11 protein-coding genes are annotated in these 13975 nt (G+C 64.9%); 4 read left to right on the top strand and 7 right to left on the bottom strand.

The window, feature by feature from the left end:
• Positions 1–25: 25 nt before the first annotated feature.
• Both HKW67_RS00915 and HKW67_RS00920 read right to left on the bottom strand, forming a co-directional pair.
• On the bottom strand, positions 26–1132 hold the full coding sequence (locus HKW67_RS00915) for an alkaline phosphatase family protein (protein ID WP_171223600.1): 1107 nt from the start codon (positions 1130–1132) through the stop codon (positions 26–28).
• Positions 1132–1923, bottom strand: a complete 792-nt coding sequence (locus HKW67_RS00920; protein ID WP_171223601.1) for a DUF1028 domain-containing protein — start codon at positions 1921–1923, stop codon at positions 1132–1134. The genes HKW67_RS00915 and HKW67_RS00920 overlap by 1 nt, the downstream gene beginning before the upstream one ends.
• Positions 1924–2100: 177 nt before the next feature.
• Here HKW67_RS00920 and HKW67_RS00925 point away from each other — a divergent pair, with 177 nt between their 5' ends.
• Together HKW67_RS00925 and HKW67_RS00930 are read left to right on the top strand one after the other, a co-directional pair.
• Entirely contained in the window at positions 2101–5070 is a 2970-nt protein-coding gene (locus HKW67_RS00925) for a M14 family zinc carboxypeptidase (RefSeq protein WP_230981096.1), read from the top strand.
• A 236-nt stretch (positions 5071–5306) separates the two neighbouring features.
• The gene (locus tag HKW67_RS00930; protein WP_171223602.1) at positions 5307–5966 is read left to right on the top strand and encodes an outer membrane protein; all 660 of its coding nucleotides are present in this window, start codon (positions 5307–5309) and stop codon (positions 5964–5966) included.
• A gap of 144 nt (positions 5967–6110) precedes the next feature.
• Here HKW67_RS00930 and HKW67_RS00935 read toward each other — a convergent pair whose 3' ends face one another.
• The gene (locus HKW67_RS00935; protein WP_171223603.1) at positions 6111–7592 is read right to left on the bottom strand and encodes a serine/threonine-protein kinase; all 1482 of its coding nucleotides are present in this window, start codon (positions 7590–7592) and stop codon (positions 6111–6113) included.
• A 143-nt stretch (positions 7593–7735) separates the two neighbouring features.
• On the opposite strand from HKW67_RS00935, the gene HKW67_RS00940 reads away from it, so the two are divergent.
• Together HKW67_RS00940 and HKW67_RS00945 are read left to right on the top strand one after the other, a co-directional pair.
• A complete protein-coding gene (locus HKW67_RS00940; RefSeq protein WP_171223604.1) occupies positions 7736–8854 on the top strand; it encodes an alpha/beta fold hydrolase in 1119 nt (372 codons plus the stop codon).
• A complete protein-coding gene (locus HKW67_RS00945; RefSeq protein WP_171223605.1) occupies positions 8851–9300 on the top strand; it encodes a DUF983 domain-containing protein in 450 nt (149 codons plus the stop codon). The genes HKW67_RS00940 and HKW67_RS00945 overlap by 4 nt, the downstream gene beginning before the upstream one ends.
• Before the next feature lie 6 nt (positions 9301–9306).
• Here HKW67_RS00945 and HKW67_RS00950 read toward each other — a convergent pair whose 3' ends face one another.
• From HKW67_RS00950 to HKW67_RS00965, 4 genes are all read right to left on the bottom strand, one after another.
• Positions 9307–10257 carry a Cbp1 family collagen-binding glycoprotein adhesin gene (locus HKW67_RS00950; protein ID WP_171223606.1) on the bottom strand — a complete coding sequence of 317 codons (951 nt, stop codon included), beginning with the start codon at positions 10255–10257 and terminating at the stop codon, positions 9307–9309.
• Between the two features lie 112 nt (positions 10258–10369).
• On the bottom strand, positions 10370–11215 hold the full coding sequence (locus HKW67_RS00955; protein ID WP_171223607.1) for a YdcF family protein: 846 nt from the start codon (positions 11213–11215) through the stop codon (positions 10370–10372).
• 6 nt (positions 11216–11221) lie between these two features.
• Positions 11222–13297, bottom strand: coding sequence for an alpha/beta hydrolase family protein (locus HKW67_RS00960; RefSeq protein ID WP_230981097.1), 2076 nt, complete (start codon positions 13295–13297; stop codon positions 11222–11224).
• A gap of 84 nt (positions 13298–13381) precedes the next feature.
• Positions 13382–13957, bottom strand: coding sequence for a C40 family peptidase (locus tag HKW67_RS00965; RefSeq protein WP_171223608.1), 576 nt, complete (start codon positions 13955–13957; stop codon positions 13382–13384).
• Between the last annotated feature and the right edge of the window lie 18 nt (positions 13958–13975).

Consider the following 13975-nt stretch of genomic DNA (forward strand, 5'->3'; position numbering starts at 1 on the left):
CCACGCGCGCGCGACAACAGTCGCGCTAGCGGAAGATGGGCAAGGGCGGGGCCGCTTTCGGCTCCGCCCTTTGCCAATCCCGCCCCAGCAGCGCCGCGATCGTGGCCGCCACTTGTGCTTGTTGCACGGGCGTGCTGGTGCGTACCCCGCGCGCCGGCGTATCCGGACCGATCACCGCCGCCCAGATGAACTCGGCGCCGCCCACGTCCTTCCCATGGTCCGTCCATTCGCGTGCCCACCCGCGACCATGGTCGGTGCTCACGATCAGCGTCGTCTTGTCGCGGGTGCGCGGATCACCCTGCACCCGCGCCCACAGCTGGGCGAGATAGCCGTCCATGTTGCGCGCCGAGTGCAGGTACAGGTCATACTTGCCCGCGTGCGCCCACTCGTCGGTCTCGCCGTATCCCACGAACAGCACACGCGGATCGTGCGTGCCCAGATACTCGAGCAGCGACTGCTGCATGAGCGCATCGAAGGCCACGTCGGGCCACAGACGAATCGTGGTCGCGTAGAGATCGCGCAGCAGCGCCGATCGCGGTGACGACGACGGGGCCACGCCACGTGTCCACCCGTCGTAGACCGGTAGTCCACTCCGCTCTGCGTTGAAGATACGACCGAACGCGTTCCACGTGGCGAAGGCGGCCACCCGCCCTTGGAATGCGGCATCGCGGTTGAGCCATTCGAAGACCGTGGTGTTCGCATTGGGCGGATGATTGTTGCTGTCGATGCGCGGGTCGGCAAAGCCGGTGAACGTTTCGCTGTATCCCGGATATGAGAACTTCATGGTGTTGGTGATGCGCGCCTGACTGCCCGCCGCGCTATCGCCGAAGATCTGGCCCTGCGCGGCAACCGTGCCCCACAGGAAGGGAAAGAGGGCCTCGCGCCGCGACTGCGGCCTGTCGCGCCAGAAGTCGCGACGCAGCGACGCCGTATCCGACACACCGCCGTCCTTGCCCATCAGCGACGCGTCGGCCCCACCGAACACTTCCTGCCAGCGTACGCCGTCGGAGATCACGAGCATCACGTACTGCGTTTTCAGTGCGGCGGGTGGTGCCTGCGTGGATTGCGCGTGTCCGATCGAGGCGGCCAGCAGCAGCGTCGCCGCGAGCGCGTGGCAAACACCGCGCATCATCAACGCGGTCTCCGCATCGTCGCCGCTTTCTCCACCAGCCGGCGCAACTCCTTGATCGGCTCAGGGCTGTCGTCGACCTGCAATCGCAGTACGACATCGTTGTGCAGCCACACGCCGCCGTCTTTCTTCACGATGAGCATCGCGGCCGACTGCATACCGCGCTTGTCGCCGCCGGCCATCTGGCCCGCCTCGAGGGCCGCCATCAGCCGCAGGGAGAGATGCCCGGTGGTGTTCTCGAACGCACTGACCATCGCGTTTACCACCTCGGCGCTGGCCAGAATGTTGCCCTGTGCGGTGCAGAACTTTCCCTGTTTGTCACCAGCCCACACGGTCGCCTTGGGGCCGGTGTAGGCGGCCACGTTGCCCTGGGCGTCGATCACCGCGAACTGTCGGCCCTCCTTGGTCCAGTCCACCGGCCGAGGGTCAGGGTCGCCCTGCCACACGCGCTTGATCACTTCGGCTGGCTTCACGCCCTGACGCAGCAGCGCGATGGCCTGCGGACCGTAGCTCACGTCGACGATGGCCTGGGTGGCCGCCGCGCCCACACCGGCCTCAGCCCAGAGTACGCCGTTGCCCACGGAGAACACGCGCGACTGCACGGCGCCGCCGACTTCACCCGTGGCCGGATCGTAGCCGAGAATGGAAAAGGTGGCCACCGGTGGCCACGGGAGTGGCGGCGTGGTGGAGAATCCCGAGGATTGCGCGCGGGCGGCGCTCGCCGAGGCCAGGATGCCAAGGGTGAGCGTGACGGTGCGAACGACGGTGTGAACGACGGACGGCAGAGAGCGCATGGCGGGAATTCGGAGAAGGTGGCCGGTGTTTCCACCACTAATGTGCACCGCAGGCAGCTCGCGTGAGCGCTCACGCCATCTGCCGCGTAGTCTCCATGCAGCAGGTGGTCCACACTCTCGAGGAGACAGCACATGGTCGGCAGGATGCATCGATGGCGCGCAACGCTGGTTCACCCGATGGCTGTTGGGACGCTGGTCGCCACGGCGATGCTGGCGGCGGCGCCGGCAGCGGCACAGACGGGAGCCGCTGCGCAGCAGATCGACGAAGCGTACACCGCGAAGATCAAAGAATTCCTGCAGGACCCTCGCATCACCACCGAGTTGGTCGATCACCTGCCGTCGTCTGCCACGGTGCCAACGCCGCTCAAATTTCACGGTCGCATCGTCGGCACGCCCGGCGAGCTCACCTATGCGAAGGACATTCATCGCTACTTCGAGGCGCTCGACAAGGCGTCGCCGCGCGCGAAGTACTGGACCATCGGCAAGACGGAAGAAGGACGCGACATGGTGGTGCTGGCGATCGCCGATTCGGCCACGATCGCCAATCTCGACAAGTTCAAGGGCGACCTCGCCGCGCTGAGTGACCCGCGCAAGACGAGCGAAGCCGAGGCCAAGCGGCTGATCGGCACGACGAAGCCCATGTACTGGCTCACCAGCGGCATTCACTCGCCGGAGACCGGCGGTCCGGAAATGCTGCAGGAGTTGGCGTACCGTCTCATCGTCGAAGAGACGCCGTTCATCCAGCAGATCCGCAACAACATCATCACGTTCATCACGCCGGTGATCGAAGTGGACGGCCGCGAAAAGCAGGTCGACACGTACTATTACAACAAGAAGCTGCCGCCGGGCGCGGCGCGCTTGCCGCTGATGTACTGGGGCAAGTACGTGGCGCATGATAATAATCGCGATGGCATGGGGCAGTTCCTGTCGCTGACGAAGAACGTCAACGACTTCTTCCTGCAGTGGAAGCCGCAGGTGATGCACGACCTGCACGAGTCGGTCACGTACTTGTACTCGAGCACCGGTACCGGCCCGTACAACGATGCCATCGATCCGATCACGGTGACCGAGTGGTGGATGATGGCGCAGGTCGACGTGCAGGAGATGACCAAGCGCGGCGTGCCGGGCGTGTGGACATACGGCTTCTACGATGGCTGGACGCCGAACTACATGTTCTTCGCGGCGCACACGAAGAATGCGATCGGCCGTTTCTACGAAGTGCAGAGCTACGGTCCGGACAACTACGAAGTGCGTCCGCCGGCGACGACCACGAGCCGTGAGTGGTTCCGTCCGAACCCGCCGCTGCCGTACATCAAGTGGGGCCCGCGCAACAACACGAACATCCAGGAGTCGGCGGTCCTCTTCTCGCTCAAGCACTTCGCCGACAACAAGTCGCTGTACCTGGAGAACTTCTGGATCAAGAGCAAGCGCGCGGTGGACAAGGGCAAGACGGGCGCCGGGCCGTTCGCGTGGGTGATTCCGGCCACGCAGCGCCGGAAGGCCGACGCCGCCGACGCGGTGAACGAACTGCGCAAGCAGGGGCTCGAAGTGCACACGGCCAACAGCGCTTTCTCGGTGGGATCGCTGGCGGTGAAGGCCGGCGACTACATCGTGCGCGGCGATCAGCCGTATCGCACGCTCGCCGACATGTACTTCTCGATCCAGAACTACTCGCCGGCCAACCCCAGCCCGTACGACGATACCGGTTGGACCTTCCAGTACATGCGCAACGTGGCCGTGCTGCCGGTCAGCGAGAAGAGCATTCTCGATCAGGGGATGTCGGCCGTCACGGCCAAGGTGCACGCGGCCGGCGGCATCGAGGGAACGGGACCGGTGCTGATCGTCGATCACACCACCGACAACAACCTGATGAAGTTCCGCACCACGCACGCCGCGGTGCGCATGCAGGCGGCGGAAGCCGAGTTCACGGCGGCAGGTCGCACGTTCCGCGCGGGCGCCTTCATCGTGCCGGCGGCTGATCGCGCCAAGCTGGAGCCGACGCTCAAGGAGCTGGGACTGAGCGGATATGCGGTGGCGAGTGCCCCCGCGGTGAAGATGCACGATCTGGATCTGCCGCGAATCGGCTACGTCCATGCCTGGCAGCGCACGCAGGATGAAGGCTGGGTGCGGGCGGCGCTCGATACGTACGGCGTACCGTACACGTACTTCGCCGACATCAAGCTCAAGGACGGCAATCTGCGCGCGAAGTACGACGTGATCATCTATCCGAGCGTAGGCGGCAGCGCACAGTCGCACGTGGCGGGTATCATCAAGTCGGGCGATACACCGTTGCCGTACAAGAAGTCGGCGGCCACACCGAACCTCGGTGCCAACGACAGCGCCGACGACATCCGCGGCGGCATGGGTATCGAGGGACTCACCGAGTTGTACAAGTTCGTGCAGGCCGGTGGTACGCTGATCGTGGAAGGCTCCACGACCACGATCTTCCCGGCGTATAACCTCACCAGCGGCATCACCGTCGAATCGCCGGCCGGCCTCTTCGCCCGCGGCACCATTCTGCGTGGCGTGGTCACCGATCGCACGAGCCCGTTGTCCTACGGCTTCGACGCGCAGCTGCCGGTGTACTTCAACCAGGACCCCGTGCTGGCCGTGGCCGGCTCGGCCGGACTCTTCGCCGGTGGTGGCGGTGGCCGCGGGTCGGCGCTGAGCCAGAACGTGACGCCGAATGCGGTGCCACTGCGCATTTCGCCGTGGACGTTCGGCGCGAGCGACTCGACCGGAACGCCGACGCCCGCCACGGGCCGTGGGGCCGCCCCTGGGGCCGCTGGCGCGCCTGGGGCAGGGCAGGGTGGCCGTGGCAGTGCCGGAGGCGCTGGTGCGGCGCCTGGCGCGGCGACGCCTGGTGCCGCCGGTGGCAACGTGTTCGGCGGGGCCACCGGCATCGACGGCTCGCGTCCGCGCGTCATTATGCAGTTCCCGGCGAATGCCGCCGACATGCTGCTCTCCGGCACGCTCGCCAATGGTGAAGGGTTGGCCAACCGCGCGCAGCTGGTGGATGCCCCGGTCGGCAAGGGGCACGTGGTGATGTTCGCCATCCGTCCGTTCTGGAGATGGCAAACGCAGGGCACGTACTTCCTCGGCTTCAACGCGATCCTGAACTGGAATGATTTGGACGCGGGCAAATAGGGCACGCCGCGCGGGACTGGAACTGCCAAAAGCTTAGGAAGCAGGAAGGAGGGTGTCAGGAAGGAGGATGCAGGGAAACCGCGCAGTCGCGCCGTCCCGCTTCCTCCTCCCTGACACCCTCCTTCCTGCTGCCTAAGCCGTTGGCAGTTGTGCGCCTCAGCACGTACGCCGCGCCCCCGCGGCACGCGTTGTGCCCTAACCCATGGATGCAATCCCAACTCAACAGGAGAACATTCATGAAACTGACTCGTGCACTCTGTGGCCTCGTGGCCATCGCGATGCCGTTCGCCGTGCAGGCACAGACCAGCTCGACCACACCGGCGCCGGCCGTTGGATTCGGCATTCTCGGTGGTGCCACCTTCCCCGTCGGTGATTACAACGACGTGGCGCCCGCTGGTTTTCACGTCGGTGGTTTCGCTGACTTCGGTCGTCGCGTTGGCCCGTTCGGTATCCGTGCCGACGTGATGTACCACGGTTTTGGTGATCGCAATCTCGTCACCACCGGCAGCAGCACCACGCAGGTGACCATTTCCAACAAGTACAGCATGATCACCGGCACGCTCAACGCGATGCTCGGCATTCCGCTCGAGAATTCACCGGTTCGTCCGTACCTCACCGGCGGCGTCGGTGGCTACTACGTGCGCAACAGCCCGAAGTGCGCGGGCTCGGGCTGCGGTTCGCTGCTGAACAACAATGAAGAGAACACGACCAAGTTCGGTCTCAACGGCGGCGCCGGCATCGAGTTCGGCATGGGCGGTATGGCGGCGTTCGTGGAATCGCGTTTTCACCACGTCTTTGACGGCACGCCGAAGCTGAATTGCATCGGTGATGTTGGGTGCAATCGTGCCTCGCTGCAGATCGTGCCGGTGAGCTTGGGAATTCGCTTCGGGTTTTAAGCTGGGCGAACTGCCAAATGCCTAGGGGGCAGGAGGGAGGGTGTCAGGAGGGAGTCAGCAGGACAGCGCATTCGCCGCGGTGTCTCCTGCATCCTCCCTCCTGACACTCTCCACCCTGCCCCCTAAGCTTTTGGCAGTTCTCAATTACCGCAGACTATCCGCCTTCACCTTCGTCGTTTCCGGCGCGGCTGCCGCCGCCGACGCGGTTGAATCCGCCTTCGCCTTCGTCGTCGTATCGGCGCTCCGTTTACGCGCACTCGGCTTCTTCGCGACAGGCGCGGGTGTCGGCTCCACCGGCAGCACCACCTCAGGCGCCTTGTCCGGCGCCCGTTCGATGTAGCCGTTCACCATGTCACGCGCGGCACCGGCATAGATGCCGATCTTATCGGCGGCCTGTCGGGCGAGCCCGGATTCCTGCTTGGAGCCGTACCACCACGTGCCCCAGGTCGCGATGCCGAACAGCACGATATACGGCACCACCGACTGTCGACGCCGCACTGCCACGGGATCGTTGCGACGCTTCGGCTCCTTCTTGGCCTTCTTCGCCTTGGCCGTGGCTTCGCTCGACGACGGCGTACGCACACCAGTGATGTCACTCGGTGTGCGCGAGGCCACGCTCAGCATGCGATTCCCCAGCGCATGCCGATAGATCTCGGCCGTCTGTGACGGCGTCATCTCCATCACCGCGTTGCCCAGCGTCACGCCGAAATCGGACACGCTGGCGAACCGATCGACCGGATCAGGGGCCAACGCCTTGTCGAAGACGTCCTGCAGCGAGTTCGGCCACTCGAGATCACTGCGGACTTCGTCGAGTCGACGCGGACGGCTCGTGAGTCGCGCGATCAGCGACTCCTTCGAGGACGAGTTCGTGAACGCATCGTGCCCCGTGAGCGCAATGAACGCCACCAGGGCCAGCGAATACTGATCGGACCGACTATCGAGTACATCACCAGACAGCTGCTCCGGCGACATGAACTCCGGCGTGCCGACGGCGAAGCCGGTGCGCGTCACTTGCTGGGCCCCCTTCTCCATCATGCGTGCGATACCGAAGTCCACGAGCTTCACGACGAACGTGCCGTCGGAGCGCTTCGTGAGCATCAGATTGTCGGGCTTGAAGTCGCGGTGCAGAATGCCGAGGTCGTGCGCGGCCTGCAGTGCGTCGGCGGCTTGGCCGATGATGTCGGCCGCGACCACGGGATGCAGCGCCACTTCGCGCTTGAGGGTGGCGGCAAGCGCTTCGCCGTCCACGAACTCCATCGCGAGATACACCATCCCTTCGTCCGTCTCGCCGAAGTCGAAGATGGACGCCACGTTCGGGTGCGAGATCTTGCTGGCGTTCTCGGCTTCACGGGTGAAGCGCTGCAACGCCTCGGCGTCGCCCACCAGCGCCGGACGCATGATCTTGATCGCGCTCTTGCGCTTCATGCGCACGTGCTCGGCCAGGTACACCGTGCCCATGCCACCTTCACCCAAGTGCGAGACTACACGATAGCGCCCGCCGATCACATGACCGACGAGGTCCGCCTGGGCGGCGGGCGACACGAGCCCCGTGCCGTCCTTCGCGCAGAAGGCAACCGAGCTGTCATACTCTTCCCCACACTGGGGGCACACCTTGCGAGCGTCCACGATTGGCGAACCTAAAGGAAGAACTGTGTTAAGCAAGCGTTACGCCGTGAGATCCGGTTCACAGTCGCGCTCGGTAAGCGCCGACTGACACGGCGTTTAGCCCGCTACCCAGCGTAAGTTGCTGACAGTCATTATCTTCCAGAATGTCACGTGCATCGCTTCTTCGCCTCCTGCTCAGTTCGCTCTCCGTTGCGAGCTCGGCCATAACGGCGTCGGTCGGCAACGCCCAGACGCCAACTTCCGCCGCCGGTTGGGCTCGCGCCGGCACTCAGGGCGACTTCGTCGTCAAGGATTTCACCTTCCGCTCGGGTGAACGACTCCCCGAGCTGCGCCTCCACTACACCACGCTCGGCACCCCGCAGCGCGACGCCAACGGCGTCGTCCGGAACGCCGTGATGATCCTGCACGGTACCGGCGGGGCAGGGCGAAGCTTCCTGTCCAACGGCTACGCCGGCGAACTCTTCGCGCCCGGCAAGCTGCTGGACAGCGCCAAGTACTTCATCGTGCTCCCCGACGGCATCGGTCACGGCGGCTCCAGCAAGCCCAGCGATGGACTGCACGCCCGCTTCCCGAAGTACACGTACGACGACATGGTCACCGCACAGCACCGGTTGCTCACCGAGCACCTCAAGGTGAACCACCTGCGGCTCATCATGGGTACCTCCATGGGATGCATGCACGGCTGGGTGTGGGGACACACGTATCCGGAGTTCATGGACGGGCTCGCGCCGTACGCCTGCGTGCCCGCGCAAATTGCCGGTCGCAATCGCATGATCCGCACGATGGCGATGGACGCCATCCGCAACGATCCGGCCTGGAAGGGTGGCGAATACACCAGTGCGCCGCCGGGACTGCGCGCCGCGCAGATGATGCTGTACATCATGTCCAGCGCTCCGCTCGTGCAGCAAACGCAGGCGCCCACGCGCGATAAGGCCGACAGCGTGATTCGCGCCTACCTCGATGCGCGCATGGCCAGCACCGACGCCAACGACTTTCTGTATCAGTTCGACGCGTCGCGCGACTACGATCCGTCGCCGAACCTGAAGCGCATCACGGCGCCCGCGCTGTTCATCAATTCGGCCGACGACCAGGTGAATCCGCCCGAGTTGGGTCTAGCCGAGCGGTATGCGGCGATGATGCCGCGCACGAAGTTCATTCTGTTGCCGATCACGCCGGAAACGCGCGGACACGGCACACACTCGGCGCCCAAAGTGTGGGGCGGCTACCTCAGCGCGTTTCTCGCCGCGCTTCCCCAGCGATGAACGCCGGCACGCTTTCTGTTGAAAAGCCGTCGATCACACAACTGGTGTTCCGTGCGCTGCAGCTGCGCTGCCCGCACTGTGGCGGTCGCAAGATCTTCGCGTCGTTCTTCGAGCTCAAGGAACGCTGCCCCACCTGCGGCATCCGTCTCGAGCGCGGCGAGAAGGACTACTTCGTCGGCGCGTATCTGTTCAATCTGATTGCGGTCGAACTCATTCTGTTCTTCTGCGTCTGCGGCTTCGTGTACTTCACATGGCCTGATCCGCCCTGGGATCTGATCACGTATGTCACGGCGTTTCTGATGCTGTCCGGCTGCGTGTTCTGCTATCCGTTCGCGAAGACCACGTGGCTTGCCGTCGACCTGGCCATTCGGCCGCTGTCAGCCGAAGAGTTGGATTGGCATCGTCAAGGCGGCGACGTGGGGGAGCGTGAACTTCCCCACGTCTGACCGTCCTTACTTCTCGACGATGATCAGGTAGCGCGAGGCGGCCCAGAACTTCACCGGGTCGGTAATGCGGATGCTCTCACCGCGGAACGCGCCGTCCTTCTCCTTCTTGGCCGCTTCGATCAGGCCCACATCGTGACGCGACACGATGCGATACGGGCGATCGCTGCGCGGCAGCGGGATGGTAAGCACTTCGCGACGATCGGCCCGCGTGAAGCGCGACTCGTCGAGTGAACGTGCCGGTACCAGCGTCTTGCCGAGCTTCACGATGAGCAGCCCGCGAGAGCCGCCTTCTTCCGCGACGAGCTTGTCGGCGATGAGCTGACGGCGAGACCCGACCACGTAGAACACCTTGTTCTCGCGCACGTCCATCGCCTTCACCGTGTCGGTGAGAACGGCCTTCTCGACCGTGAGCTGTTCGTTCTGCGTGCGGAGCGCGCGAACCTCTTCCTGGAAGACCGCGATCTCCTTATCGCGCGTCGCGAGACGCGCGTTCAGATCGGCCAGCAGCGTAGCGGCCGCACTGGAGTCGGTGCGCATCGTCTTCATCGTGTCGAGCAGGGCCGCCACCTGACGCTGGCGAGCCGCCAACCGCTGCCGCATCTGCGTGAGGCGGTCGAGGATGTCTTTCTGCGCGGCGGCCGCTTCCGTCTTGCCCGACTCGTCGCTCTTCGTCACGCCCACCTTGCTCGAGAGGCCGCGCACCTTGCGAAGTTCCGCGTCGACTTCGTCGGCGAACTTCGAGGCTTCAACGACCTGCGCCAACGCGCGATCCTTGTCGGCGCTCGTGCCCTGCATCAGCCCCTGCAGCGAGTCGCGTTCCGCGCTCGCACTGGCCAGGGCGGCCGATAGCGAGTCGGCACGGGCCCGCGCGGCGGTGTCGGTACAGGCGCTCAACGCGAAGGCGAGCACAACGGCAAGCGCGGACGCTCCACGCTTACGGAATGAAAAAGAGCTCATGGAATTGGTGGCGAGAGGGAGAACAGCCTGCAAAACGTACCGGTCTCGAGCATCACATGAAAGTGTCGTGCATCACGCATTCGATAAATCGAAGGCGTGAAAGGTTGCTTTCTCACGGCGTCCAGCCACGTAGCGCATAGAGCAGCGTGGCGGCGCTCTCGTAGACCACATCGGCGAAGGCCAGCCGTCGGTTTTCCGGGCGATCGAGGCGGGAGAGCGCGTACTCGCGGGACGCGGCCGGCGTGCAGCGCACCGGCAGCCCGGCGTGTTCGACGGCGGCACAGGCTCGCCGCGAATGCAGCGGGGACGTGACCACCACGACGCGCCGCCATCCGTGCGTCCGCGCCATCGCCGCGAAGGCCAGCGCTTCGTCGCGGGTGCTGTGCACGTTCTTCACGAAGCGGAGCTCCAGATCGGGGGCCATGAGTTGGGCCAGTTCGCGCTGATCCCGCTCGGAACTTTCCACCGACGGGTCGGCGTCATCGCCGACCACCGACAAGGCCACGACGCGTATGCCAAGTCGGCGCGCCTGCTGGAACCCGCTGATGAGGCGCTCGAGCGCGGCGCCGGTCACGCGCCCCTCGGAGGTCACGCCGCCTGACAGCACAACGACCGCGTCGGCCGGGGGCGAGGTCGGAGTTACCGCATCGCGACGCACGAACGGCACGACCAGCGGCGCGACCAGTGGCGTATACGATACCAGCATGAGCGCGGTGCTCAGCAGCCCGGAGATCAGCCAGAGCCAGGCGCCGCGGGACGAGGTGGCCAGCAGCGCGCCGGCGCTCATCAACACGAGGCGCGCGGTGAACGATGATACGCCGACGGCAGTCCACACGCCGAGCACCGCCGCGAGTTGCATGATCGCCAGTCCCAGTACGGCGCCGGCACTGCGTACCAACCACGCAGGGGCGCGGCCGCCGACATCGGCGCCGCGCCCCCGAAACAACAGGTCACTCACGTCCACTCACTGCTGATCCTGCGTGACACGCTGGCCCTTGGGCGGCGCCTGATACTTGTCGAACCAGCTGCGCAGATAGAGCTGCGTTCGCACGAAGTTCGACGGCGTGGAACTGGTACCGTGCCACTCGTTGTTGAAGCGGATCATCGCCGTCGGCACCTTCCGGATCTTCAGCGCTTCGTAGAACTCCTCCGTCTGACTGATCGGCGTGCGCAGATCGTTCACACCGGTCATGAGCAGCGTCGGCGTCTTCACGCTGCCCACGTACATCAGCGGCGAGCGCTTGAGATGTTCGCTGGGATCATCCCACGGATACTTGGCGAAGTTGTAGTACCAGCTCGAGCCGTCGGTCGTGCCGACGAAACTGAGCCAGTTGATGACGGGGCACATCGATGCCGCCGCGGCGAATCGGTCGGTGTGGCCGACCGTCCACGCGGTGAGCACGCCGCCACCCGAGCAGCCGAACACGTAGAGGCGATTGCTGTCCACGAAGCCGCGGTTGATCACCGTATCGACGCCGGCCATGAGGTCGTTGTAGTCCTTGCCGGGATACGCGTTCTTGATCGCGTTGCCGAAGGCCGAACCGTAGCCGGTAGAGCCGCGCGGATTCGTGTAGAGCATCACAAAGCCATTCGACGCGTGATCCTGGCGTGAGAAATTGAAGCCCACATTGTACATCGAGTGCGGCCCGCCGTGAATCTCGAGCATCAGCGGATACTTCTTCTTCGCATCGAAGTCGGCCGGCTTCACGATCCACCCCTGAATGCGCTGTCCATCCACCGATGTGTACCACACCTCCTCGGTACTTGCCAGCTTCTTGCCAGCCAGCACATCGCCGTTCACATCGGTGAGCTGCTTGATCGCTGGCGTGCGCACATCGAACGCCACGATGTCGTTTGGTTTGGTGGGCGACGTGGCCACGCCGACCGCCATGAAGTTCTTGTTGATATCACTCACCGTGAGCACGTGCGCACCCTTGGTGACCTGCCGGACGTCGCCCTTGAGCGACACGAAGTACAGGTTGCGCGATCCCTCGTTCTCCACGTTGAAGTACACGCCGCTCGCGTCGGGTGCCCACATCATGCCGCTCGGCGAGCGATCCAGTTTTTCCGTGAGGGCGCGCGCGTTCTTGCCGTCGGCATCCATCACGTACATCGTGGCGTCCTTCCACGTCGCATCGGTGCTGTCGTAGCCGGTGTACGCGATGAAGCGGCCATCGGGCGACGGCACCGGCGAGTTGTCCGGACCATTGCGCGAGGTGAGTGCCGACACCACACCGGTGGCGATATCCACTTTGTAGATGTCACTCTGACGCCAAGCGTACTCGGCGTCGGCCGTGCGCAGTGAGGTGAACACGAAGCTCTTGCCGTCGGGCATCCATGTGGTGCCGTTGGCCGCCCAATCACCGCTCGTGACCTGGCTCGGTGTGCCGCCGTCGGCGGGCACGGTGAACAGCTGTCGCAATCCGTCTTCGAGAAATCCCTGACGATCGGCCCGATACTTCACCTTCGTGACCACGCGCGGCGGCTCTGTCCACTTGGCGCCCTTCGGTGGCGTCGGCATCGCGATGCGCCACGTGTCCGTGCCGCGCACCAACATGCCGAAGGCGAGCGTCTTGCCGTCGGGTGACCACTCGATATCGGCCGGTGCCTCTGTGAGGCGCGTGATCTGCGTGGTCGCGCCTTCCGCGTCCATGTAGCGCACCCAGAGCTGCGCACCGCCGGGTTCACCGGGCGCGACGTACGCGATCCGCGACCCGTCGGGTGACCACTTGGCGTCGGCGCCTTTCACGAGGAAGCGGTTCTTCGTCCCGTCGGCGTTCATGATCCACACCGACGATTCCCGTTTGTCGTTCAGCTGATCGATCCACGTTCGCCTGTAGATGATCTGACGGCCGTCCGGTGACATGCTCGGTGCGGCGACGTCTTCCCAATTGAAGTAATCGGCGATGGTCAGTCGATCCTTCGGTAACGACATCGTCGCCGACGGCTGTGCCGCAATGCGTGCGGGCAATGCGCTGGCGAAACAGAGGGGCGCGGCAAACAACACGGCGCGGGTGGTGCGGGCGATCAGTGCGGACATGAATTCCTCCCCGGGGGCGGCTCGAAAACAAAAACGCCCCCTATGCTGGGGGCGAATCGATCGATTGGCAACAAGGCCGGCGCGTTACGGCTTGATGGAGTCGGCGAAGGCGAGCAGTGAATCGCGCACATTGGCGCCGGCCCCGCCGACGAGGCGGCGCACCCCCTGCCACTGCCGAATGAGCGGCGAGCGCTCGGAGAGACGGGATTCGATCACTCGGCGCTTCGACGTGCTCGCGTGCACCATGCGGCCCTCACCGACGTAGATGCCGATGTGCGAAATCCGCTGGCCGCGACCAAAGGTGAGAAGATCGCCCGGCTTGAGCGCGGCGAGATCCTTCGGCACTTCCTGACCGATCGTCGCTTGCTTCTGCGCCGTGCGGGGAAGCATCACGTCGAGCGCGCCCATCACGTACTTCACGAGGCCGCTGCAGTCGAGCGCGAGGTTGGGCTTGGTGCCGCCAAGCTTGTAGCGGGTGCCGATCTGTCCGCGCGCCTTCGCCACGATGGAGTCGCGCAGATTCTGCGCCGATGCACTCCACGCCGCGAACGGCTTCCGGCTCTCGAGCTTCTCGACCGTCTGACCGTCGACGCGCGGTGCCAGCGCGACAAGCGCGCCACACAGGCTGAGCGAAAGCAGTTGGCGCGAGAGTGAGATCACGATACGCAATGCGCGGGG

Origin of the sequence: Gemmatimonas groenlandica, assembly GCF_013004105.1 — a bacterium.
Taxonomy (GTDB): domain Bacteria; phylum Gemmatimonadota; class Gemmatimonadetes; order Gemmatimonadales; family Gemmatimonadaceae; genus Gemmatimonas; species Gemmatimonas groenlandica.